General features: G+C 34.4%; 15 protein-coding genes. 7 read left to right on the top strand and 8 right to left on the bottom strand.

Annotated elements, in window-relative coordinates; all coding sequences use genetic code 11:
* Positions 1-15 precede the first annotated feature (15 nt).
* From Q0783_RS10085 to Q0783_RS10095, 3 genes are read left to right on the top strand one after another with little or no spacing between them, the layout of a single operon-like run.
* Positions 16-11,358, top strand: coding sequence for a gliding motility-associated C-terminal domain-containing protein (locus tag Q0783_RS10085; RefSeq protein WP_298894826.1), 11,343 nt, complete (start codon positions 16-18; stop codon positions 11,356-11,358).
* 12 nt (positions 11,359-11,370) lie between these two features.
* Entirely contained in the window at positions 11,371-12,288 is a 918-nt protein-coding gene (locus Q0783_RS10090) for a type IX secretion system membrane protein PorP/SprF (protein WP_298894827.1), read from the top strand.
* 11 nt (positions 12,289-12,299) lie between these two features.
* A complete protein-coding gene (locus tag Q0783_RS10095) occupies positions 12,300-14,234 on the top strand; it encodes an OmpA family protein (protein ID WP_298760029.1) in 1,935 nt (644 codons plus the stop codon).
* Positions 14,235-14,301: 67 nt separating this feature from the next.
* Here Q0783_RS10095 and Q0783_RS10100 read toward each other — a convergent pair whose 3' ends face one another.
* Together Q0783_RS10100 and Q0783_RS10105 are read right to left on the bottom strand one after the other, a co-directional pair.
* Positions 14,302-17,865: a M1 family aminopeptidase gene (locus Q0783_RS10100; protein ID WP_298894829.1), complete on the bottom strand. Its 3,564-nt coding sequence runs from the start codon at positions 17,863-17,865 to the stop codon at positions 14,302-14,304.
* A gap of 1 nt (position 17,866) precedes the next feature.
* On the bottom strand, positions 17,867-18,757 hold the full coding sequence (locus Q0783_RS10105; RefSeq protein WP_298894831.1) for an ABC transporter ATP-binding protein: 891 nt from the start codon (positions 18,755-18,757) through the stop codon (positions 17,867-17,869).
* A gap of 211 nt (positions 18,758-18,968) precedes the next feature.
* Here Q0783_RS10105 and Q0783_RS10110 point away from each other — a divergent pair, with 211 nt between their 5' ends.
* Together Q0783_RS10110 and Q0783_RS10115 are read left to right on the top strand one after the other, a co-directional pair.
* Complete coding sequence (locus Q0783_RS10110) at positions 18,969-20,072, top strand: histidine kinase (protein ID WP_298894833.1); 1,104 nt, start codon at positions 18,969-18,971, stop codon at positions 20,070-20,072.
* Complete coding sequence (locus Q0783_RS10115; protein ID WP_298894835.1) at positions 20,072-20,767, top strand: LytTR family DNA-binding domain-containing protein; 696 nt, start codon at positions 20,072-20,074, stop codon at positions 20,765-20,767. Before Q0783_RS10110 ends, Q0783_RS10115 begins: the two co-directional genes overlap by 1 nt.
* A 106-nt stretch (positions 20,768-20,873) precedes the next feature.
* Here the strand turns inward: Q0783_RS10115 and Q0783_RS10120 are convergent, their stop codons facing one another.
* Together Q0783_RS10120 and pdxH are read right to left on the bottom strand one after the other, a co-directional pair.
* Positions 20,874-21,368: a CAP domain-containing protein gene (locus tag Q0783_RS10120; RefSeq protein ID WP_230935672.1), complete on the bottom strand. Its 495-nt coding sequence runs from the start codon at positions 21,366-21,368 to the stop codon at positions 20,874-20,876.
* A 199-nt stretch (positions 21,369-21,567) separates the two neighbouring features.
* Complete coding sequence (pdxH, locus tag Q0783_RS10125; protein WP_298894837.1) at positions 21,568-22,215, bottom strand: pyridoxamine 5'-phosphate oxidase; 648 nt, start codon at positions 22,213-22,215, stop codon at positions 21,568-21,570.
* 82 nt (positions 22,216-22,297) lie between these two features.
* On the opposite strand from pdxH, the gene Q0783_RS10130 reads away from it, so the two are divergent.
* A complete protein-coding gene (locus tag Q0783_RS10130) occupies positions 22,298-22,729 on the top strand; it encodes a hypothetical protein (RefSeq protein WP_298894838.1) in 432 nt (143 codons plus the stop codon).
* 82 nt (positions 22,730-22,811) lie between these two features.
* Positions 22,812-23,246: an SRPBCC family protein gene (locus tag Q0783_RS10135; RefSeq protein ID WP_298894840.1), complete on the top strand. Its 435-nt coding sequence runs from the start codon at positions 22,812-22,814 to the stop codon at positions 23,244-23,246.
* Here Q0783_RS10135 and Q0783_RS10140 read toward each other — a convergent pair.
* The 4 genes from Q0783_RS10140 to Q0783_RS10155 are packed head-to-tail and all read right to left on the bottom strand — an operon-like array spanning position 23,243 to position 25,848.
* On the bottom strand, positions 23,243-24,148 hold the full coding sequence (locus tag Q0783_RS10140) for a ribonuclease Z (protein WP_298894842.1): 906 nt from the start codon (positions 24,146-24,148) through the stop codon (positions 23,243-23,245). The genes Q0783_RS10135 and Q0783_RS10140 overlap by 4 nt on opposite strands.
* Before the next feature lies 1 nt (position 24,149).
* Positions 24,150-24,581: a hypothetical protein gene (locus Q0783_RS10145; RefSeq protein ID WP_298894845.1), complete on the bottom strand. Its 432-nt coding sequence runs from the start codon at positions 24,579-24,581 to the stop codon at positions 24,150-24,152.
* Positions 24,582-24,914, bottom strand: coding sequence for a ribonuclease Z (locus Q0783_RS10150; protein ID WP_298894847.1), 333 nt, complete (start codon positions 24,912-24,914; stop codon positions 24,582-24,584).
* A gap of 4 nt (positions 24,915-24,918) precedes the next feature.
* On the bottom strand, positions 24,919-25,848 hold the full coding sequence (locus Q0783_RS10155) for an aspartate carbamoyltransferase catalytic subunit (RefSeq protein ID WP_230935679.1): 930 nt from the start codon (positions 25,846-25,848) through the stop codon (positions 24,919-24,921).
* Between the last annotated feature and the right edge of the window lie 3 nt (positions 25,849-25,851).

Raw genomic sequence — 25,851 nt, forward strand, 5'->3', positions numbered from 1 at the left:
TCAAAATTAGGACTTATGAAAAATGCTATTAATCATAACAAAATAAAGAACATACTTAGCGTGATTATGTTTGTTTCTGGAATCTATGCCTCTGCACAGGTTTTAGACCCTTTCACTCCTCGTTTTAACGAAACGGTTAAAGGAGATGTAACTATGATCGCTAATAATATGTTATCCAGAACTGCGACTGGCAACTATAATGGTGGTGATGGAAATCACGATTTTACAAATAATGTGTATGTAGATATCGATAATGATGACACTACATTTAACTCTAGTAGTGCTAATTTCATAAATCCTGAACCTCAACTATCATGCTTATCTGTCTATAAAGTGTATTTATATTGGGCAGCAGCAGATAGGGAGCCTGATACAGATGCTAACTCAGAAAATCAACCAGATTGGAATTATAATGACATAAAACTTATGCTGCCTGGTCAATCTTCGTATGCGACCTTAACGGCAGATGACATAATATTTAGAGGTAGAAATACCCATGTTTATAACGATCCATACATATGCGTTAAAGATATCACTAGCATAGTAACTGGTTTAGATGACCCTTTTGGTACATATCAAGTAGCAAATGTCGAAGCCAAAACTGGTAGTGTAATTGGTCATGATGGTGGAACCATTGGTACTTCTGGTGGATGGCAAATTGTATTTGTATATGAAAGTCCTAAACTGCCATCAAAAAACATCGGTTTATTTGATGGATATGCCAATGTAACAGCTTCAACAAATAATTTTGACATCACTTTTGGTGGTTTTCAAACTGTTCCTACTGGTGATGTTAATGCAAATGTTGTAATAGGTTCTTTAGAAGGTGATCAGGATTTAAGTGGTGATCAATTACAAATAAGAACACCATTAAATACTTTTGTTCCTATTTCTGCTCCTCAAAGATCAAGTAATAATTTTTTCAATAGTAGAATAACTCTTGGTAATTCAAATTTTACAGATAGAAACCCAGCCAGTTTAAATACATTAGGTTTTGATGCCGCTGTATTTTCACTTGACAATACTTCTAACAGCATAATTACTAACAATCAAACGTCTGCAACTTTAAGATTAACATCTAATCAAGAAACTTATGGTTTATATTTGGTTGGACTCGCCGTTGATGTTTGGGCTCCAGATTTAGATCCTATTGAGGTTGTGATGGACTCGGGATCTAGCCCTTCCAATCCCGGAGATGTACTAGGTTTTAACTTTTCAGTTATAAATAAAGGAAATGACAATGCCGTAAATTTATCCATTTCGGCAACATTACCGCCTCAGATAGAAGATATTACTCCAAACAATTTACCATCTGGTATTACATATACATTTGATTCAGATACAGGAGAACTTGTGTTTGACTTTGAGAATGGAATGGTAGATGCTGGAGACCCAGAATTAACAATCGATTTTGATCTTATTATTAAGGACGAGTGTTATTTCTTAGAAGAGAACTGTGATTTATCATTTGATTTACAATTTATTGCTAATTATAATGGTGTTCAAAACCCAAATAGCCAATCAACATTAAGCTCTTCAGCTTTAGGTGATTGTAATATAGGTAATAAGCTTCCTTTAACGATAAACATTATTCAACCTGTTGTTAATTGGGAAACAGCTCCTGGTGAATTGGATAGAACTGTAGAATGTTCAGATGCCGATGCCTTAGATGATGCGCAAGATCTCGAACCTGAAACTGACAAATGTGACTTTACTATCACCAAAACGTCTGGTGCGTTTGTTGTAGACCCAGATTGTCCTTCTAATGGTACTTACACTAATACATGGACATTTACTGATGAATGTGGTGCAACTTTAGAATATGTACAAAATATTATCGTAGAAGACACTACTCCACCTACATTAACAATACCTGATGATGCTACCGTAGAATGTAACAATAGTATTGATCCTGCAAATACAGGTAATGCAACTGCTATTGATGACTGTGGAAGTGTTACCATTACATTTGCTGATACCTCAGTTGATGCTTGTGGAAATACTGAAACAATAACTAGAACTTGGACGGCTACTGACGATTGTGGAAATTCAATTTCTGATACGCAAACTATTTCTATTGTTGATACTACAGCTCCTACTTTAACTATTCCTCAAAATAAAATTGTGGAATGTGGAGAAAGTACAGATCCTATTAATACTGGAAATGCTACTGCTACTGATACTTGTGGAAGTGTTACCATTACATTTGCTGATACCTCAGTTGATGCTTGTGGAAATACTGAAACAATAACTAGAACTTGGACGGCTACTGATGAATGTGGAAATACAGCTTCTGAAATACAAACTATTTCTGTAGAGGATAATACACCTCCAACATTGACAATACCAAACGACGTTTCTGTTGAATGCCCAGAAAGTATTGATCCTTCTGCTACAGGAAATGCAACTGCTACTGATACCTGCGGAAATGTTACTATAACGTTTAACGATACATCTGTAACTGGTTGTGGAAATACTCAAACAATTACTAGAACTTGGACGGCTACTGATGATTGTGGAAATGCAACATCTGATACGCAAACCATTTCTGTAGTTGATACTACTGCTCCTACGCTAACGATTCCGGCAGACACTACAGTTGAATGTACTGAAAGTACAGATCCTGCTGCTACTGGAAATGCAACTGCTACTGATACTTGTGGAAATGTTACTATAACGTTTAACGATACATCTGTAACTAGTTGTGGAAATACTGAAATGATAACTAGAACTTGGACGGCTACTGACGATTGTGGAAATGCAACATCTGATACGCAAACCATTTCTGTAGTAGACACTACTGCTCCTACGTTAACAATTCCAGCTGATATTACAGTAGAATGTACTGAAAGTACAAATCCTGCTGCTACTGGAAATGCAACTGCTACTGATACTTGTGGAAATGTAACGATAACATTTACAGACACTTCTATTACTGGATGTGGAAATACTGAAACAATAACTAGAACTTGGACTGCCACTGATGACTGTGGAAATACAGCTTCAGATACACAAACTATAAACGTTCAGGATACTGTAGATCCTACGTTAACGATTCCAACTGATATTACGGTAGAATGTACTGAAAGTACAGATCCTGCTGCTACTGGAAATGCAACTGCTACTGATACTTGTGGAAATGCAATTGTAACATTTAACGATGTATCCGTAACTGGTTGTGGAAATACTCAAACGATTACTAGAACATGGACAGCTACAGATGACTGTGGTAATACAACATCTGATACTCAGACAATTTCTGTAGTAGATACTACTGCTCCAATATTAAATATTCCAAATGACATTTCTGTAGAGTGTACAGAATCTATTGATCCAGCTAATACTGGAAACGCTACTGCTACTGATACCTGCGGAAATGCAACGGTAACCTTTACAGATGCGTCTATTGCTGGTTGTGGAAATACTCAAATAATTACTAGAACTTGGACGGCTACTGATGATTGTGGAAATACAACATCTGATACACAAACTATTTCTGTAGTTGACACTACTGCTCCTACTTTAAACATACCGAGTGATATTACTCAAGAGTGTACAGATAGTACTGATCCGGCAAATACTGGAAATGCAACTGCTACCGATACCTGTGGAAATGCTACTGTAACTTTTAGCGATACTGTGGTCAATGCTTGTGGTAGCACACAAACAATTACTAGAACTTGGACGGCTACTGATGATTGTGGAAATACAACATCTGATACACAAACCATTTCTGTAGTTGATACTACTGCTCCTACTTTAACAATTCCTGCTGATATTACAGTTGAATGTACCGAAAGTACAGACCCAACTGCTACTGGAAATGCTACAACTACTGATACTTGTGGAAATGCAACTGTAACCTATAATGATACTAGCATTAGTAATTGCGGTAACACTGAAACCATTACTAGAACTTGGACGGCTACTGATGATTGTGGAAATACTATCTCTGACACGCAAACAATCACTGTAAGAGATACTGTAGCACCTATATTGACAATACCTTCTGATGCTACTGTTGAATGTACTGAAAGTACCGACCCAACTGCTACTGGAAATGCTACAGCTACTGATACTTGTGGAAATACAACAGTAACATTTACTGATATATCTGTTGATGCTTGTGGAAATACTGAAACAATTACTAGAACTTGGACAGCTACTGATGACTGTGGGAATTCTGTATCTGAGACACAAACAATTACTGTGGTGGATACTATTGCACCAGATGTTTCATCTTGTACTGTAGAAAATACCACATTAGAATGCTCAGACACTAATAACGAAACACTTGCAGATGCTTGGAACGCGGCCAATATTGCAGCGCTTGAAGCTTGTGCTACAGATGCCTGTGATGCAGATCTGACAATAACTTCTGATTACGATTTTAATAACCTAAATACAACTTGTGGTCCTTGTGGAACACTAAATGTTACATATACTATTACTGACGATTGTGGAAATGCGTCTACTGTAATCGCAACATTAACTTTTGATGACGGAACTATTCCTGATTTGTCAAACTGTACTGTTACTGATGAGTCTATTGAGTGTTCTGGTAATGATAACGAACAATTAGCCAACGATTGGAATGCTGCTAATATTGCTGCACTTGAAACTTGTGCCGATGATCTTGGTGTTACTGTAACATCAAACTATGCATTTGCTAACTTAGTATCTACTTGTGGTCTTGGTGGAACAATCGCTGTTGTCTATACCATTACTGATGATTGTGGTAATGCAACAACATTGAGTGCGACATTAACTTTAGAAGATACTACGCCGCCTAACCTTGATAACTGCTCGGTAACTGATCAGTCGATTGAGTGTTCTGGTGATGATAACGAACAATTAGCCAACGATTGGAATGCAGCTAATATCGCTGCACTTGAAGCTTGTGCTACTGATTCTTGTGATACGGACTTTACTGGTCAAGTCACTTCTGATTATGTATACACAAACTTAGTATCTACTTGTGGTCTTGGTGGAACAATAGCTGTTGTATATACCATTACTGATGACTGTGGTAATGCAACAACATTGAATGCAACATTAACTTTAGAAGATACAACGCCGCCTAACCTTGATAACTGCTCAGTAACTGATCAATCTATTGAGTGTTCTGGTGATGATAACGAACAATTAGCCAACGATTGGAATGCTGCTAATATCGCTGCACTTGAAGCTTGTGCTACTGATTCATGTGATACGGACTTTACTGGTCAAGTTACTTCTGATTATGTATACACAAACTTAGTATCTACTTGTGGTCTTGGTGGAACAATCGCTGTTGTATATACCATTACTGATGACTGTGGTAATGCAACAACATTGAATGCGACATTAACTTTAGAAGATACAACGCCTCCAAACCTTGATAACTGCTCGGTAACTGATCAGTCTATTGAGTGTTCTGGTGATGACAACGAACAATTAGCCAACGATTGGAATGCTGCTAATATCGCTGCACTTGAAGCTTGTGCTACTGATTCATGTGATACGGACTTTACTGGTCAAGTTACTTCTGATTATGTATACACAAACTTAGTATCTACTTGTGGTCTTGGTGGAACAATCGCTGTTGTATATACCATTACTGATGACTGTGGTAATGCAACAACATTGAATGCGACATTAACTTTAGAAGATACAACGCCTCCAAACCTTGATAACTGCTCGGTAACTGATCAGTCGATTGAGTGTTCTGGTGATGATAACGAACAATTAGCCAACGATTGGAATGCAGCTAACATTGCTGCGCTTGAAGCTTGTGCTGCTGATTCGTGTGATACAGACTTAAATACTCAGGTCACTTCTGATTATGCCTATGCAAACTTAGTATCTACTTGTGGTCTTGGTGGAACAATAGCTGTTGTATATACCATTACTGATGACTGTGGTAATGCAACAACATTGAATGCGACATTGACTTTAGAAGATACAACACCTCCAAACCTGGATAACTGCTCGGTAACTGATCAGTCGATTGAGTGTTCTGGTGATGATAACGAACAATTAGCTAACGATTGGAATGCAGCTAACATTGCTGCGCTCGAAGCTTGTGCTTCTGATTCTTGTGATACGGACTTTACTGGTCAAGTCACTTCTGATTATGTATACACAAACTTAGTATCTACTTGTGGTCAAGGTGGAACAATCGCTGTTGTATATACCATTACTGATGACTGTGGTAATACAACAACATTGAATGCGATATTAACTTTAGAAGATACAACACCTCCAAACCTTGATAACTGCTCGGTTACTGATCAGTCGATTGAGTGTTCTGGTGATGACAACGAACAATTAGCTAACGATTGGAATGCAGCTAACATTGCTGCGCTTGAAGCTTGTGCTGCTGATTCGTGTGATACAGACTTAAACACGCAGGTCACTTCTGATTATGCCTATGCAAACTTAGTATCTACATGTGGTCTTGGTGGAACAATTGCTGTTGTATATACCATTACTGATGACTGTGGTAATGCAACAACATTAAATGCAACACTAACACTTGAGGATACAGTTGCGCCAGACCTTTCAAATTGTACTGTAGAAAATACGTCGTTAGAATGTTCTGATACTGAAAATGAATCACTTGCTGATGCTTGGAATGCGGCCAATATCGCAGCGCTTGAGGCTTGTGCTACTGATTCTTGTGATACTGACTTTACTGGTCAGGTGACTTCTGATTATGATTTTAATAACCTAAATACAACTTGTGGTCCTTGTGGAACACTAAATGTTACATATACTATTACTGACGATTGTGGAAATGCGTCTACTGTAATCGCAACATTAACTTTTGATGACGGAACTATTCCTGATTTGTCAAACTGTACTGTTACTGATGAGTCGATTGAGTGTTCTGGTAATGATAACGAACAATTAGCCAACGATTGGAATGCTGCTAATATCGCTGCACTTGAAACTTGTGCCGATGATCTTGGTGTTACTGTAACATCAAACTATGTATTTACTAACTTAGTATCTACTTGTGGTCTTGGTGGAACAATCGCTGTTGTATATACCATTACTGATGACTGTGGTAATGCAACAACATTGAATGCAACATTAACTCTTGAAGATACAACGCCTCCTAACCTTGATAACTGCTCGGTAACTGATCAGTCGATTGAGTGTTCTGGTGATGATAACGAACAATTAGCTAACGATTGGAATGCAGCTAACATTGCTGCGCTTGAAGCTTGTGCTGCTGATTCGTGTGATACAGACTTAAATACTCAGGTCACTTCTGATTATGCCTATGCAAACTTAGCATCTACTTGTGGTCTTGGCGGAACAATAGCTGTTGTCTATACCATTACTGATGACTGTGGTAATGCAACAACATTGAATGCAACATTAACTTTAGAAGATACAACGCCACCTAACCTTGATAACTGCTCGGTAACTGATCAGTCTATTGAGTGTTCTGGTGATGACAACGAACAATTAGCCAACGATTGGAATGCAGCTAACATTGCTGCGCTTGAAGCTTGTGCTGCTGATTCGTGTGATACAGACTTAAATACTCAGGTCACTTCTGATTATGCCTATGCAAACTTAGTATCTACTTGTGGTCTTGGTGGAACAATCACTGTTATATATACCATTACTGATGACTGTGGTAATGCAACAACATTGAATGCGACATTGACTTTAGAAGATACAACGCCTCCAAACCTTGATAACTGCTCGGTAACTGATCAGTCGATTGAGTGTTCTGGTGATGATAACGAACAATTAGCTAACGATTGGAATGCAGCTAACATTGCTGCGCTTGAAGCTTGTGCTGCTGATTCGTGTGATACAGACTTAAATACTCAGGTCACTTCTGATTATGCCTATGCAAACTTAGTATCTACATGTGGTCTTGGTGGAACAATTGCTGTTGTATATACCATTACTGATAACTGTGGTAATGCAACAACATTAAATGCAACACTAACACTTGAGGATACAGTTGCGCCAGACCTTTCAAATTGTACTGTAGAAAATACGTCGTTAGAATGTTCTGATACTGAAAATGAATCATTTGCTGATGCTTGGAATGCGGCCAATATTGCAGCGCTTGAGGCTTGTGCTACTGATTCTTGCGATACGGACTTTACTGGTCAGGTGACTTCAGATTATGATTTTAATAACCTTAATACGGTATGTGGTCCTTGTGGAACAATTAGTGTGACTTATACTGTTACTGATGATTGTGGTAATGCAACAACACTTACTGCAGTATTAACTTTTGGAGATGAAACAATTCCTGATTTGTCTGATTGTGATATTCAAGATATAACATTAGAGTGTTCAGGTGATGAAAATGAAACATTAGCGAACGATTGGAATCAAAATAACATTGTAACACTTCAAGCTTGTGCAGATGATTTAGCTGTAACTGTGACTTCAGATTATGATTATACAAATTTTGTATCATCTTGTGGATTAAGTGGAAGCATATCTGCAACCTATACAATTTCAGATGAGTGTGGAAACTCAACTACACTTCAAGCGACATTAACAATTGAAGACACAACGCCTCCAACGTTTACTGTTCCTGAGAGTATTACAATTGAATGTGATCAAGATCCATTAGATTTAACGCTTACTGGTGATGTAACAGATGAAACCGATGTTTGTTCTGGTCTTTTAGAAGCAACATTTACAGATGCCGTTGCTGATGGTTCATGTCCTAGTGAGTCTATAATTACAAGAACATGGACTTTAACTGATGACTGTGATAATACAACTACTTTAGTTCAAACGATTACAATTCAAGATACAACGCCTCCTACGTTTACAGTACCTGAAAGCATAACCTTAGAATGTGATCAAGATAGTACTGATTTAACATTAACTGGTGACGTGACTGATGAAGCGGATAACTGTTCTACTGGTTTAGAAGCAACATTTACTGATGCCGTTGCTGATGGTTCATGTCCTAATGAATCTATTATTACAAGAACATGGACATTAACTGATGAGTGTGATAATACAACTACTTTAGTTCAAACGATTACAATTCAAGATACAACGCCACCTACATTTACAGTACCTGAAAGCATAACCTTAGAATGTGATCAAGATAGTACTGATCTAACATTAACTGGTGACGTGACTGATGAAGCGGATAACTGTTCTACAGACTTAGAAGCAACATTTACGGATACCCTTGCTAATGGTTCATGTCCTAATGAATCTATTATTACAAGAACATGGACTTTAACTGATGACTGTGATAATACAACTACTTTAGTTCAAACGATTACAATTCAAGATACAACACCACCTACATTTACAGTGCCTGAAAGTGTAACGCTAGAATGTGATGAAGATATTTCTGATCTAACGTTAACTGGTGACGTGACTGATGAAGCGGATAACTGTTCTACAGACTTAGAAGCAACATTTACAGATACTGTTGCTCAAGGTGATTGTCCTAATGCTTCTATTATTACAAGAACATGGACTTTAACTGATGATTGTGACAATACAACTACTTTAGTTCAAACGATTACAGTTCAAGATACAACTCCGCCTACGTTTACAGTACCAGAAAATGTAACGCTAGAATGTGACGAAGATAGTTCTGATCTAACGTTAACCGGTGATGTGACTGATGAAGCTGATAACTGTTCTATTGGTTTAGAAGCAACTTTTACAGATACTGTTGCTCAAGGTGATTGTCCTAATGCTTCTATTATTACAAGAACATGGACTTTAACTGATGAATGTGATAATACGACCACTTTAGTACAAACAATTACAGTTGACGATACAATTCCGCCTACGTTTACAGTACCAGAAAATGTAACGCTAGAATGTGATGAAGATAGTTCTGACCTAACGTTAACTGGTGATGTGACTGATGAAGCTGATAACTGTTCTACAGACTTAGAAGCAACATTTACGGATACTGTTGCTCAAGGTGATTGTCCTAACGCATCTATCATTACTAGAGTATGGACTGTTACTGACGATTGTGGAAATGCAACTGCTTTAATACAAACAATTACAGTTGAAGATACGACTGCACCAACATTTACTGTTCCAGCAGATGTAAGCTTAGATTGTAATGCAGATATTTCAGATATAACCTTAACTGGTGACGTGGTTGATGAAGCAGATAACTGTTCTACTGGTTTGGAAGCGACATTTACTGATGCCGTTACTGAAGGTGATTGTCCAAATTCATCTATCGTTACCAGAACATGGACTTTAACGGATGACTGTGATAATACAACTACTTTAGTTCAAACCATTACAGTACAAGATACAACTGCGCCTACGTTTACAGTTCCTGAAAATATTACACTGGAGTGTGACCAAGATGCTACTGATATTACTTTAACTGGTGATGTTACTGATGAAGCTGATAACTGTTCAACAGATTTAGAAGCTGTATTTACTGATGCTATTTCTGAAGGTGATTGTCCAAACGAGTCTACTATAACTAGAACATGGACATTAACAGATGAGTGTGATAATACAACAAGTCTTGTACAAACAATTAGCATTATAGATTCTACTGCTCCAACTCTAGTTGGTGAGCTAGAAGAAGTAATCAATGTGGTTTGTAGTGATATTCCTGAAGTTCCAGAGTTAGTATTTGAAGATGCATGTTCTACAAATATTACAGTAGAGTTTAATGAAACATCAACTTCTGATGGATCTGAAACGGATTACACTATCATCAGAGATTGGTTTGTAAGTGACGAATGTGGGAATGAGGCTTTATATACACAAACTGTAAATGTTACAGTACAAAGTGAAATTCCTACTGATGATGCAGATTTATGTATTACTGAAGATATTGATTTTGATCTATTTGATTTACTATTAGGCGATTATGACATTGATGGTGTTTGGACTGTTACTACTGGCAACGCAACTATTAATGGTAGTATTTTTAATCCATCGTCATTATTAGACTTCAATGATGATTATACGCAAGATCAACTTGGTGATTATGTATTCACATATACTTACGAAGGCGAATGCCCTGGAATGGTATCAGTCACTATCACATTAAATGATGAATGTGTAGTATTCCCTTGTGGTGAAGATGATGTTGAAATTTCTAAAGCAGTAACTGCTAACTTCGATGGTATTAATGAATTCTTTACGATTACTGGAGTTGAAGAATGTGGATTTACATACGAACTACAGATTTTCAATCGTTGGGGAGCAAAAATATATGAGAATTTCAATTACCAAAATGATTGGAATGGTACATCATCTAAAGCTTCAATTGGAAACTCAGACTTTGTACCAACAGGAACCTATTATTACGTTATAAATATAAAGAACAGTGGACTAAAACCGTTTACGGGCCCAATCTACGTTTCAACAAAATAAACCTTAACCTATATGAAATTAGTCAAGTTTAATATTATAGCATTTATACTATTCAGTAGCTGGATGGGAGTTGCACAACAGCTTCCGCAGTTTACTCAGTATATGTACAATACTATTTCTATAAATCCCGCCTATGCAGGGAGTAGAGAAACTTTGAGTGTTGTTGGTCTGCATAGAAGTCAGTGGGTTGGTCTAGAAGGAGGACCGCAAACGCAAACTCTTTCTATACATACTCCAATGAGAAATGAAAGAGTTGGTCTAGGTTTGTCATTTATTAATGACGAACTCGGATATCAAAACTTCTCTTACCTCTATGGCGATTTTTCATATACAATCCCAACAGGTGAGAATAGCAAACTAGCATTTGGTATCAAAGCTGGATTCACAAGTTATAGTTTAGATAGTGATTTTCAACAGTCACAAGCAAATGATCCTGTGATTTTTGGTTTTGAAGACCGCTGGAAACCCAATATTGGTACTGGTGTCTATTGGCACAGTAGTAAATGGTATGTAGGACTATCTGCTCCTCGACTTTTAAATACAGATTATACTGGTGATGCAGAATTTGAGTCTTTGGAAAGAATTAGCTATTATTTCACTGGTGGTTATGTATTTGACTTAAGTGAAAACACAAAATTTAAGCCTGCAACACTTTTAAAAGCAACAAATGGTGCGCCTTTATCTTTTGACCTTACTGCCAACTTTTTATTTTATGAAAAATTTTGGGTTGGTGCTGGTTACAGAATAAATGAACGTGCTGCTGCTATTGGTGGTATTGCAGATTTTCAAATATCAAAACAATTACGAATTGGTTACGCATACGAATATCCAATTTCAGATCTTAGGCCTTATACAAGTGGAACTCACGAAGTGCTATTAATGTTTGAAATATTTAAAAGTAAGCGTATTAAATCACCACGATATTTCTAAAAAACAAATCAATGATGAAATCAAAGTTTTTAATCTTAATATTTGCGCTTAGTAGCACAATTATGATTGCCCAAGAAAAACTTGCTGATAAGTTTTTTAGCAATTTTGGGTATGTAAAAGCCACAGAACTCTATGAAGAAGTTCTGAAAAAAGGTGATACCAGTCTTCATGTCTTGACACGTTTAGGTGATTGTTATTATAACAATTCTAAATCTGAAAAAGCAGCATTTTGGTATGACAAAGCTTTAGAAAAGTATGGAAAAGATGATATCAATCCAGAATATATCTATAAGCATATACAATCTTTACGCAGTTTAGGTCAATATGAAGAAGCCGATACATGGATGAAGACATTCATGGAAATTCAAAATAATGATACGCGTATCAAAGGTTATAATCCTGAGAATATAGCGAAGTATAATGAATTAGCTAGTGCAGATAAAAATAAAGTCGTGAAGCTTCAAAATTTACCATTTAACTCTAAGTATTCAGATTTTGGATCTTACATTCATAATGGTCAGCTTTATTTTGCGTCGTCTAGAAACACAGATGAAAAGAAATTGTATAGCTGGAATAAGGAGCCATTTTTGGATATCTATCAAGTATCTGTTGACAAAAGTGTAGATACAACAACGTATGGTACACCAGATTTTATAGCTGCTGAAAAGTTAAATACAGATTTTCACGAAGCTTCTGTAGCTATTACCAATGATGGAAATACGATGTATTTCACAAGAGATAATGTGGGCAAGAGTACTAAAAAAGTAAAATACGATAAAAAAGGAACGACACATCTTAAATTATACAAAGCAACTTTAGTTGATAATCAATGGACCAACATAGTAGAATTGCCATTTAATGACGATGTATTCTCTACAGGTCATCCTGCACTAAGTCCAGATAACAAGCAATTATACTTCGTTTCTGATCGTGAAGACGGATTAGGAAGTACTGATATATATGTTGTTGATATTAAAGGCGGAAATGAATATTCTGAGCCAAGAAATTTAGGAGAACAAATTAATACGGAAGGTCGAGAAATGTTCCCTTTTATAGCTAAAGACAGTACCTTTTATTTTTCTTCGGATGGTCACTTAAATTTAGGACTGTTAGATATTTTTAAATCTAACCTTCTAAAAGATGAATTGGCCGAACCAGAAAATTTAGGAGCACCATATAATAGTGGCTCCGATGATTTTGCGTATTTCAAAAATACTTCTGAAGCAGAAAATGAACACACTGGATATTTCTCTTCAAATAGACCAGGCGGACAAGGAAGTGATGATATATACGGTTTTGATGCTTCAATTTGTATTCAAACCATAAAAGGAATTACTAGAGATAGAAATACTAATGAGATACTACCAGGTGCAACTGTAAAACTTATTAATGAAGTTGGAAAAGTTATCGCCGAAATAGAATCTGGTGATGATGGAAGCTATGAATTCACTGCCGATTGTAATACTAACTATACCGTTATTGCTAGCAAAGAAGACTTTAAAGATGATCAAAAGAAAGTGACTACAGATAATGAGCATGAAAAGGTAACAGAAGCCGATTTATATTTAGAACCATTAATTACTGATAGTCAGATTGTAATTAACCCTATCTTCTTTGATTTTGACAAATGGAATATTAGAACAGATGCTCAGTATGAACTAGAGAATATTGTAGATGTTATGCGCGCGCATCCAACTATGGTTATTAAAATTGAATCACATACAGATAGTCGTGGACGCGATAAATACAATATGAAATTATCAGATCGAAGAGCGAAATCTACAATGGAATATATTATTTCAAGAGGTATTGCTCCTGAACGCATAGAAAGTGCTATTGGATACGGAGAATCTCAATTACTAAATGAATGTTCTAATGGTGTCAAATGTAGCGAAGAAAAGCATCAATTAAATAGAAGATCATATTTCTATATATTAAAAGAATAATCACCCTCTAAACTAAACTTGAAAAAGCAGACTTATTATGAGTCTGCTTTTTTTTAGATATTTCAAATTAAAGTTCCTTTAGGTTATCTGAATAAATACGATCTACACGTGTTAAAAATGGATCAATTGACATTAGTTTAGGCAACTCCTCTACTCTAATCTTTAATATATTAGACTCCTTGTCTATTAAATGAGATTGTAAATAGATTGGCAAATCATTTTTACCTAAATGTTTAGGGTGCTTACTAAATAATCCTATTTTAATTGGTTCATTAATGCCTATTGCTTTTTCTTCGCCATTTTCCATTGTTACAAAGCGTTTTGCTTTTACTTCTAATGTAATTTCGTATGCTCCATCTTCTAATTTTTCAGACGAAGAATCACCGATAGATAAATCATAACGTACTATTTTTTTCATCCAGTCATCAACTAAATCATGATAAATTTCAGGCGTTACTTTATACAATTCTTCAATAAATTCTAATGTATGAACTTCAAATTCTTGACTTTGTGCATATCGTTCTGTAAGGATACGCAATACTTGATTTAACTTATCTTCACCTATTAAATCTCGTAATGACAACATAACTAGACTACTCTTTCCGTAGTTTAGATAATTTTCACTATCTGTAAGATACACTGGTGGTTCTTTTGTTGATGCAAACGTACGGCCTCCAAAATACCTATCATTAGAGGCTTTATTGAGTTCCCATAAAGCTCCCTTTCCATACATTTTTTCCAGAACAACACCTTCAATATATTTTGTAAAACCTTCAACTATAAACCCTCCTCCTTCTACATTTTTAGCTTTAAGAATCATTCCCCACCATTGATGAGCAACTTCGTGAACAGTACGCTTTGCAACTAAATTAAAAGTCCCAGTATTTCTAATATCTATGAGATACAAATTATCTTCTACCATATTGATGAGTCCTGGATGTGCTGCCCCTCCAAAACTATGATATGATGGTATTTCTGCAATACGTAAATGATCAAAAGGATAATTGCCAAAATTGTCTATACAATAATCTAAAGTAGCTTTCGTGCTCGCATCTATAGCCTTATGATTCATATCATGATCTGGATGATAATAATATTCTAAAGACACATCCTTATAAATGTTATTTTTTGATGAATAACTTCCAGAAAAATATGCTAACGCAGGAATATTTTTATCTGGTAATTTATAATGATAATAATTTCTATTATTGTCTTTCCATTCTTTTAATAGATTACCAACAGCCAGAGCTTTTTGATCTTCTGCAGTCGACACAATAGTTTGATATGAAACATTCCCTAAACTAGCTTCTCTAGAAAAAAGATGTTCATCTCCCTCAAATTCAACATCTTGCTTAGGAAGTTCTCTTTTTTGACGTTCGTGCGGATTAGATATTTCCATAGAACTTCGGTAACCCAATGCAGGTTCAAAACCATCATGCCTGATATATGAACCGTTTTTCACAATGGTCCTATCTACATTATATGGACTAGATTGTTTAGTAAAATTATAACGCAATCTTACAGTTTCCTGAGGAAGAATAGGATTAAAAAATTTAAAAAGATAAGTCCCAAAAACACTGTCTTTAAATATTAATTCTGTATTATCAACAGAGATTTCCGATAGTACTTTGCGTTCAGTAATAAATATATGTGTAACAGGAATTTCATTTTTATTAATAAGTATATAATCTGCATCTACACTATACTTTTGTTTACTGGGATATATGTCAACTTTCGTTTTCAAATCTATATAGTGAAGTCTTGGAATAGTGTCATATACTTTAAACTTTCGCTCATATTGTTCGGCATGATCCATGAAATCGTTAGAATTCATGTAGTTATTTTTAATATTTAATTCTATAAATAATAGTGTTCCAAATACTAAAAACAAAACAATAGAACTGAGCAATCCTACTATTTCCCAACGCTTCCATTTTTTAATACTTAAGCTTTCGAGAAAATGTTCTGTCCCTTCAATTCTACGCTTCCAGAGCTTAAAAGACAAAAATGATAGTACAACTCCAAATGTAGTCCAAAATATAGCATAAGTATTAAACGCAGATGCGTGTATAGAATATCCTGACATATTGGAGTATAATGGAATTGGCATATTACCAACTCTTAACATTGGGTGCTCAATCCCGATATTTGAGGCTAATGAAGATCCTAAAAAAAGAAATACAAACCCTGTAATACCCATCCCAAGGAATTTACTATTTACTATGCTTTGAATGAATATAGCGATCATAGCATAAACAACCATTGGTGCTCCATAATAGTAAAATACTGAGAGGTATTGTTCTATCTCAAAATTGGTATATCCATTTGTCAATTGGAAACCAATACATACTAATGTCACTGTAGCTATAAGTACTAATGGAACCAATGTCAGCGCAACTAACTTTGACAAGAAAAACACCCAATTTTGGGTAGGTGTTGTATTTAAAATGCTATCAATTTTTTTATCTCTGGCTTTCCATATAAGCTCTCCACTATAAAACACAATAAGTATGAGACTTAAGATTGGAACCAGTTCCATAACGATTTCAAGAAGTAGATTTGTAAATGGGTACCAACTATCTCCATAAGAACCACCTTCAAAAATTCTTGCATAAATTTCTAATATAGAAGCAACTAATAAGGTTCCAACAACAACTAAAAATGGTAGACTCTTAAAAATACCTTTAATATCAACATCTAATGATGATTTAAAAGCCAGCAATTGTGATTTTGTATTGTATTGTGTTAGGACAGAAAAATATGGTTTAATCACAGCTTCATTGCTAGGTTCATGCTGTTTTCTTTTGATCCTTTGAGTTTGTTTTCTGAATGAAAATGACCAATATGTAAAGCCTAGAACTATAAATGAAAATCCAATCCAAATTAACCTGTTCCAAAAATAAGTTCCAGTAAATGAGAACATCATGTTATTCTTTTCATAAGGCGTCCAAAAATGAGTGTATTCGAAAAATGTGGCGCCTGCAAATGGATCAACCAGAGCTGAGATGGTCAAACTTTCTGCAGAAGCTGGTACAGATGATGCCATAATAGGCGAATTAGAATAAAATGCTACAAGAAAGTATAATATATAAATAAGAACTGCACTAGCATAAGTAGCTAGATTACTTTTTGACAGTATACTTACCGAAAAAATAAGCGCACTACATATAAAGAAGTTTGGAATAATTATCACTAAAAATGGCCATACATATGTTTGTAACTGAAAAGGTGATAAACGAGTAACATCTAAATCTGAAATAGATAAACCAATAATAAATCCTGGAAGAAAAAGACAAAAAGCTAAAACACTAAACAGGAATACTCCAATAAATCGGCTCCAAAAAAAATGTGTTTTACTTATAGATGTACTAAATATAAGGGATTCCATTTGATGCTTTTTGTCTCTAATCACTCCACTAATAGCAAAAAACATGATGATAAAGACACATCCCAATGTAGAAATAGTAGTGTAATTGGCAATTTGATACGCCGAATTGAAATTGACTTGAGCTGGAGCTTGCCCTAAACCTCCAAGAAAGAAACCATAGATAAAAAAGAGCAAAACAAAAATTAGTAAGGCGCGTTGTTTTGATTGATATAAAACTTCAAAACGCAATAATTGTAATAACATATTAGTCGTTTTTTGATGATTGATTTAGAAACATTTGTGTAAAATAATAATCTTCTAATCCTGCTGTAACAGGCTTAAATTCTGGATTAGGCTGGTTATTTGATAGCACTCGTATTTGTGTTTCGCCTGCGATAAGTCGTGTTGATATGACTTGATAATTATCACTATAATCGTCTAATTCTACTTTTGGTATAATTTTACTCCATACTTTTCCAGAAATGGATTTAACCAAATCTGATGGACGACCTTTTGAAATAATTTTGCCATCAGCTAATACAGCCATTTGTGTACATAATTCTTGGATGTCTTCTACAATGTGTGTAGATAGTACTACAATCACATTTTCTCCTATTTCACTTAATAGATTTAAAAAACGATAACGCTCTTCTGGATCTAGGCCAGCAGTTGGCTCATCAACTATAATAAGCTGAGGATTAGCTAATAAGGCTTGTGCAATTCCAAAACGTTGCTTCATTCCTCCTGAAAACGTGTGAACAGATTTCTTCCTATGTTGGTATAAATTAGTTTGATGTAAAAGAGCTTCAACTTGTTCCTGACGCTCTTTCTTATCTAATATGCCTTTTAAAATGGCCAAATGATCCAATAATTTTTGAGCAGAAATTTTTGGATACACACCAAACTCTTGTGGCAAGTACCCAAGATGCTTGCGTACATCTTGAGGAGTTTCAATAATGTCTATAGCATTAAACTCCAGAGTACCATTAGAAGGTTTTTGTAATGCTGCTATAGTTCGCATTAAACTTGATTTCCCTGCTCCATTAGCTCCAAGCAAACCAAACATTCCGTTTGATATCGTCAAATTAATATTATCTAATGCTTTTACACCATTAGGATAGGTTTTAGACACATTTTGAATTGTAAGTGTATTCATTGATTTTTGTTTTTAGCGAATTTATTTTAGACATCCTTTACCTACCAATAAAAATGACCAGTGTCGCTATTTTATAAACACACAACCTCCTAAAGGGCTTCAATTACACTTTAAATAAAAAGCAATACCATTGATGAAAATAAACATGTCGTTTATCAATTAGTTTGTTTAGATACTTTTACTAGTGTAGTTTTGAAGTATGATGGCATTCATGAAAAAATATAAAGCTTTTGGACTAGCAGCAATAATAGTTGCAATAGTCACGTGGTATTTTGAGTATATTGGTTTTATACGCATCCCTAAAGATGCTCCACTAGAGACAGTTGTTATTTTTGGATTCTGGTGGTTGGTAACAGGTTTTGCTCTATTTCATTTTGGACATCTTAAAAAGAAAAAAGCAGTATTATTAAAAATAGTAGTCTTGCTTATTATTGCCTTCCTAACATTTGGAACAGACAACTATTTTAATATTCCAAATCATCCTATTGTAATTTTTCTAATTGTAGTGTTTTGGCTAGGTGTATTCTATCTGTTTTTTCCAAAGTTCTTTAAAAAATATAGTATACTCATCTTACTCGTTTATGGCTTGATACTTTGCTATTTTTTTTACTTGCGTCTTGATGAAAACTATACAGAACTATATCATGATAGAATACTAAATCTACTCATGTTCCCTATTCCTGTTCTATTCTTTATTTGGATATATGAACAATGGAAATGGTTTAATACTTTAAAATCTGAAAAAGGAAAAGCCGAACTAGAATTGTTGAAAACTCAAGTGAATCCGCATTTTCTTTTCAATACCTTAAATAATTTATATGCCCTTACAGTAAAACAATCTGAGAAAGCACCCGAAATGATTCTGAAATTGTCTGATATGATGCGTTATACTATTTATGAAGGCAAAAATGAACGAGTACTGCTTTCTGAAGAAATAGACTATTTGAAAAATTACATAGCACTTCATGAAATTAGACATAAAAAAAATGTAAGTATTGAATTTGAGCACAATATATTACCAGCTGATGAAATTGCTCCATTGTTATTCATTATCTTGTTAGAAAATGCTTTTAAACATGGTGTTGAGAAGCTTACAAGTGATGCTTATGTGATTATAGTTCTGCATAGCGATAAAAATCAAATTTACTTCTCAGTTGAAAATAATTATGAAATACCTTCAGAAAATAATAATAATAAAGGCATTGGAATAGAGAATTTGAAACGTAGGCTATTACTTATCTATCCAGATTCTCATAAACTAACAATCAATCAAACGACTTCAACTTATAAAGTTGAATTAACGATTAATAAATAATGACATCATATATCATAATAGACGATGAACCATTGGCACATGAAATAATTGAAGAATTTTGTGGTATGTTGCCTCATCTAGAGCTTAAGAAAAACTGCTATAATGCCCTAGACGCCATGGCATTTTTGAATACTGAATCTGTAGACTTGATGTTTTTAGATTTAAACATGCCAAAGCTTAGTGGTTTCGAATTTTTAAAGACATTAACTAATCCACCAAAAGTTATAGTAACAACAGCTTATAAGGAGTTTGCATTAGAAGGTTATGAGTTAAATATTTCAGACTATCTGGTAAAGCCGTTTAGTTTTGAACGCTTTGTTAAGGCCATCAACAAAACTATTGGTTCTGAATCGCCAACAATTATTAGTAATAGTCTATCACCTGAGCATATAAATTTTTTTGTTAAAGGCGATAAAAAATATCACCAAATAAAATCTGAGGATATTTTATATATTGAAGCCTATGGCAATTACACTAAACTTTATTTTGAAGATAGTTATATCGTTAGCCATGAAAGTATATCTCATTATATCAACTTATTATCTACCAATCATTTTTTAAGAGTACATAAGTCATTCATCATTGCATTAGATAGAATAAATCAAATCGAAGGGAATATTATTTGGATTTCTGGACATAAAGTACCTATTGGACGTACCTACAAAAGTCTAGTAACTAAGCTTTATAATACCTAACTTTAAAACTAGTATTTACAATTTTTCAAAATTTGAAATTAAAAAAGCCACAGTTAAAAACTGTGGCCTAAAAATAACGATTTGCTATTAATCAATTTTTAAGTCATTATCTTTTAATAAAGATATTGGTGAAATACCATTTACCTTCATCGTTTTGTTCTGCTGAAATATCAAAGTCGGTAAAATCGCCTTCAATATTGTCTCTATGTCCGTCACTATTGATCCATGCATTGACTACAGATTCTGCAGAGCTATATGCATAAGCAACATTTTCTGATACTCTTGTAGCAGATGCATTTTGCATTAAACTGTTTTTACGTTGGAAAAAATTATCGTGACCTACATTATTAGATTCAACCATGTAATCTGTATGTGTATAAGCAACAGCTTTGATGGTGTTGTGATTATTTAATGGTGTAAGGCCTTCATTAATTCTATGAGCATTGATAAGCTCTAAAATTTCTATTTCGATTGTTTTAGCAGCTGGTGGGACTGGTAATGCCATTGTATCAATGGTCTCATCAGGAATACTTTCTGTAGAGCATGAAAACGATAGCAGAGCTACTAATGCCATAATTGGCAAGTGTTTAAAGGGTCTCATAAGCGGTTATTATAGATTTGGGATTACTAAAATAGAGACCTGATTATATAAAAAATGTTAATGAATTGTTAAAATCGATAAAAAGCATGCATTTCATCGAAAAATTATGCAAAACATCGATGAAATGCACATTTGAAAACAAAAAAAATGCATTTAAACGTTATTTAAATGCATTTAATCGATTTTTTTAATTATAGTGTTAAGGAGATAATCGGTCCATATTCCAATTAAATTCATCATCCAATTGATAGCGCAATCTATCGTGAAGTCTATTTGGACGACCTTGCCAAAATTCAATTTCTTGAGGTTTAACTATAAATCCTCCCCAAAACTCAGGTCTTGGGATATCTTTACCTTCATATTTCTTTTCTAATGCTTTAAGACGTTTTTCTAAAACTGTTCTGTCTGCTATAGTTTCACTTTGATTTGAGACCAAAGCTCCTAATTGACTTCCGCGAGGTCGAGATTCAAAGTAACCATCACTTAAATTATCAGCTATTTTTTCGGCTTTTCCTTTAATTATGATTTGACGTTCGGCGGCTGGCCAAAAGAATGACAAGCAAACTTTAGGGTTATTAAGTATGGCTTTACCTTTTTCACTATCATAGTTCGTGTAGAAAATAAAACCTTCATAAGTATATTTTTTAAGGAGTACTACTCTACTTTTTGGAAAGCCATCCAATCCCAGAGTGCTTATTGTCATCGCATTTGTTTCCGCAATATCAAAATTATGATCAACCTCATGAAACCATTTTTGAAACAATTCCATCGGATTGTCACTCACGTTTTCTTCAAGTAATTCTTGCTTTTCATATGACTTTCTGTAACTCCCTAAGTCTGTATTCATTAGATTCAAATATAAAATTTAACATGGCTTTTCTTTTCTAGCCTTAGATATTTAGTATAAATTTAAGCAATAATCCCTACTAATGAAATTTGAAAACAGTAAATATTCTAAACTTTTAGAATACAAAAAAATTGAGTTTCCGTTCGGAACAATCTATACCACTAAGCATTTTGTAGTGTCAGAACTAAACGAAGGTATTCATGTTGACTATACTATAGTAAGTGAACTGATTAGTAAATTTTCAGAGTATATAAGAAAAGGTATTAAAATTGGATACATCGCCAATCGTATTAACTCTTATTCTTTTGAACCACAATTATGGTTAGACTTTAATAATGAATACGATTTCATGATAGCTAGTGCTATTGTCTCTTATAGTGACTTTAGTTATCTCAATTCTTCATTAGAAAAACATTTCTTCCAAAAAAGTTTAAAACGCTGTCATAGTCTCGATGAAGCTATCGAATGGATGACCAATCTCGATGAATTTAAAAAGGAAACCAAACTTAAATAGTTTATTATTTTTCTTCTTTCTTAAAGCCTTAAAGTAGTTGAGTTAGATTTCTGTATTTTTATAGGAATAAAAACTACGACTTATGAAGTTTAGCTGCGAAATTATTATAAATGCACCTATAGATCATACTGCAGCCGTTTTTGAAAATCCAGACAATCTAAAGCATTTTCAAGATGGTTTTATTTCTAAAGAACTTATTAGCGGAACTGAAGGATCAGAGGGAGCTATTTCAAAAATGACATATGAAAAACTTGAACTCAAAGAAACAATAATCACCAATAATCTACCAGCAGAGTTTAAAGCGCTTTATGAGCACAAGCATATGACCAATACTATGAGAGTACAGTTTAAAGCTCTTGCTGACGATAAAACACAATATATATCTGAGATAGATTACACTAAATTTAATGGACTGTTCATCAAAATCATGGCAACTTTATTTCCAGGTATGTTTAAGAAGCAAGTCTATAAATGGATGAAACAGTTTAAGAGCTATACCGAGTCTCTTCTACATTAAAATTCAAAGGTCTTTCCATCTTTAGCTAATTCTACCTTAGGAAAAATTGTTTCTGCTTCTGTTTTAAATGGAGTCAAATCATCATAACGCGTAGAGTAATGCCCCAAAATTAACTGACCAACATCTGCCTTTTTTGCAATAGTGGCAGCCTGTTTGGCAGTAGAATGCTTTGTCGGTAAGGCTAGAGCTTCGTTCTTTTCAATAAATGTAGATTCGTGATATAGAGCGTTTACACCTTTTATGATGGGCACAATGGATTCGTTATATGCTGTGTCACTACAAAATGCATAACTCTTCGGCGGTTTTGGATCCAGTGTAACTGAGGCATTGTTTACTATATTTCCATTATTATCAGGAACATCGGCACCTTGCTTTAACTTTCGGTAATATGCAACATCGATATCGGCATTTAATACTGCATTCATATCTAATTTGCGTTCTCCAAGTTTCTCTTTAAATAGAAATCCGTTAGTATAAATACGATGATCTAAAGGAATAGTGTACACTTCAACTTTATCATCTTCAAATATCAATTCTGATGACTTCGAAGACAATTCATGAAAGATCAATTTGTAATTGGTCCAAGACTCTGAAAGTTTCATTTGCATTGTTATGACGTCCTTTAGCCCTTTTGGTGCATAAATATGTAAATCTGCCTCACGCGTTAACAATCTAAATGTTGAAATCAAACCAGCAAGACCAAAGCAATGATCACCATGTAAATGCGAAATAAAAATGTGTTTTATACGACCAAACTTTACTTTGTTTCTACGTAACTCAACCTGAGTTCCCTCTCCACAATCTATTAAAAAGGTATGGTTCTTTATATCAAGAACTTGAGCAGTGGGATTGGTGTGTATTAATGGTGTAGCGCTGTAGCAACCTAGTATTGTTAGTTTCAAATTATTGTATTCTTAAATGACTTTTTATTAATTCCAATTCTTTCAAAGCAGGGTTTTTATTAGGCAATGTTTTAAAAATAAAATCTGTGCCATTTTTTCTTTTGGCTGTAATTTCGAAATAAAGTTCCTCATTTTGGTTTAAGACAATATCCCCTATTTCTGAAATAGGAAAATGTGCCATTTTTTTTATAGACCCTAAGAATAAAGTATGCAAATCTTTTACGACAAAACCATTATGAATAGAAACTCGTTTTGATATTTTAATAGCAGAAATGACTACTAATATTAGGATGTAATATATAGCTTTATTTAGAATTTCGTTCTCAACTAGATCTTCAAACAAAAATAAAGGAATGAACGACAAGAAGAAAAACAGTGTTTGATAAATAGCATCAAATAATTGTTCATCAGAAAGAACTATTCTTTTATTCATTTAAAACCCTAAATCGCGCTCAATTTCCTCCATTTCGATAATATCACGAGCTTCTTGCATCGTTGGGACCACTATGATTTCATCTGGAGTTTCATTAAGATTAGCTTTAGAAGTGACAATAACAAACGAATGTTTCGCTCTTCGATGTTTATTAGATAACTGCAAAAACTCTACAATGTCTTGGAGAGACACCTTGTTTAATGTTGTAAGGTTAACGATGATGTTGTCATTTTTAAAACGTTCGTATAATACACCAATTTTTTTTACAAGTTCAATTATAGACGCTTTTTCCTGTGTGATTATGGATGTATTTCCATCTTTATCAAAAATCATAATCCTAGTGTTTTATTTTTGAAGCTAATAAATAAATTACTGCCATTCTAATTGCTACACCATTTTGAACTTGGTCCAAAATAATAGCTTGATCAGAATCGGCAACATCACTCGTAATTTCTACACCTCTATTGATAGGTCCTGGATGCATAATCGTGATGTCTTTATCTAATGAATTTAGCAATGCTTTATTAACTCCGTATTGTTGTGTATATTCTCGTGTTGATGGGAAATAACTAATATCCATTCGCTCGTTTTGAACACGTAACATATTAGCAACATCGCACCAATTTAAAGCTTTTCGCAAATTGGTTTCAACCTTAACCCCTAAATCTTTTATATACTTCGGAAGTAAGGTCTTTGGTCCGCAAACCATCACATTTGCACCTTGTAATTGCAAGGCATAAATGTTTGATAGAGCTACTCTACTATGTAGAATATCGCCAACGATAACTACATTTTTACCTTTGACGTCACCTAAACGTTCTCTAATAGAGTAACTATCCAATAATGCTTGTGTAGGATGCTCATGAGCACCATCACCAGCATTAATAATACTAGCATCTACATGCTGTGACAAAAACACACCTGCTCCTGGGTTTGGATGCCTCATCACAACCATATCTACTTTCATAGACAAGATATTATTTACTGTATCAATAAGTGTTTCCCCTTTTTTAACTGAAGATTGGGAAGCCGAAAAATTGATTACGTCTGCAGATAGTCGCTTTTCTGCAAGCTCGAAAGATAACTTGGTACGTGTTGAGTTTTCAAAGAATAAATTAGCTATAGTAATATCTCTAAGCGAAGGCACTTTTTTAATTGGCCTATTAATCACCTCTTTGAAATGATCGGCTGTTTCAAAAATTAATTGAATATCCTTTTTATTAAGGTATTTAATTCCCAATAAGTGATTAACACTTAATTCGCTCATAAC

This window comes from uncultured Psychroserpens sp. (assembly GCF_947500255.1).
GTDB lineage: Bacteria > Bacteroidota > Bacteroidia > Flavobacteriales > Flavobacteriaceae > Psychroserpens.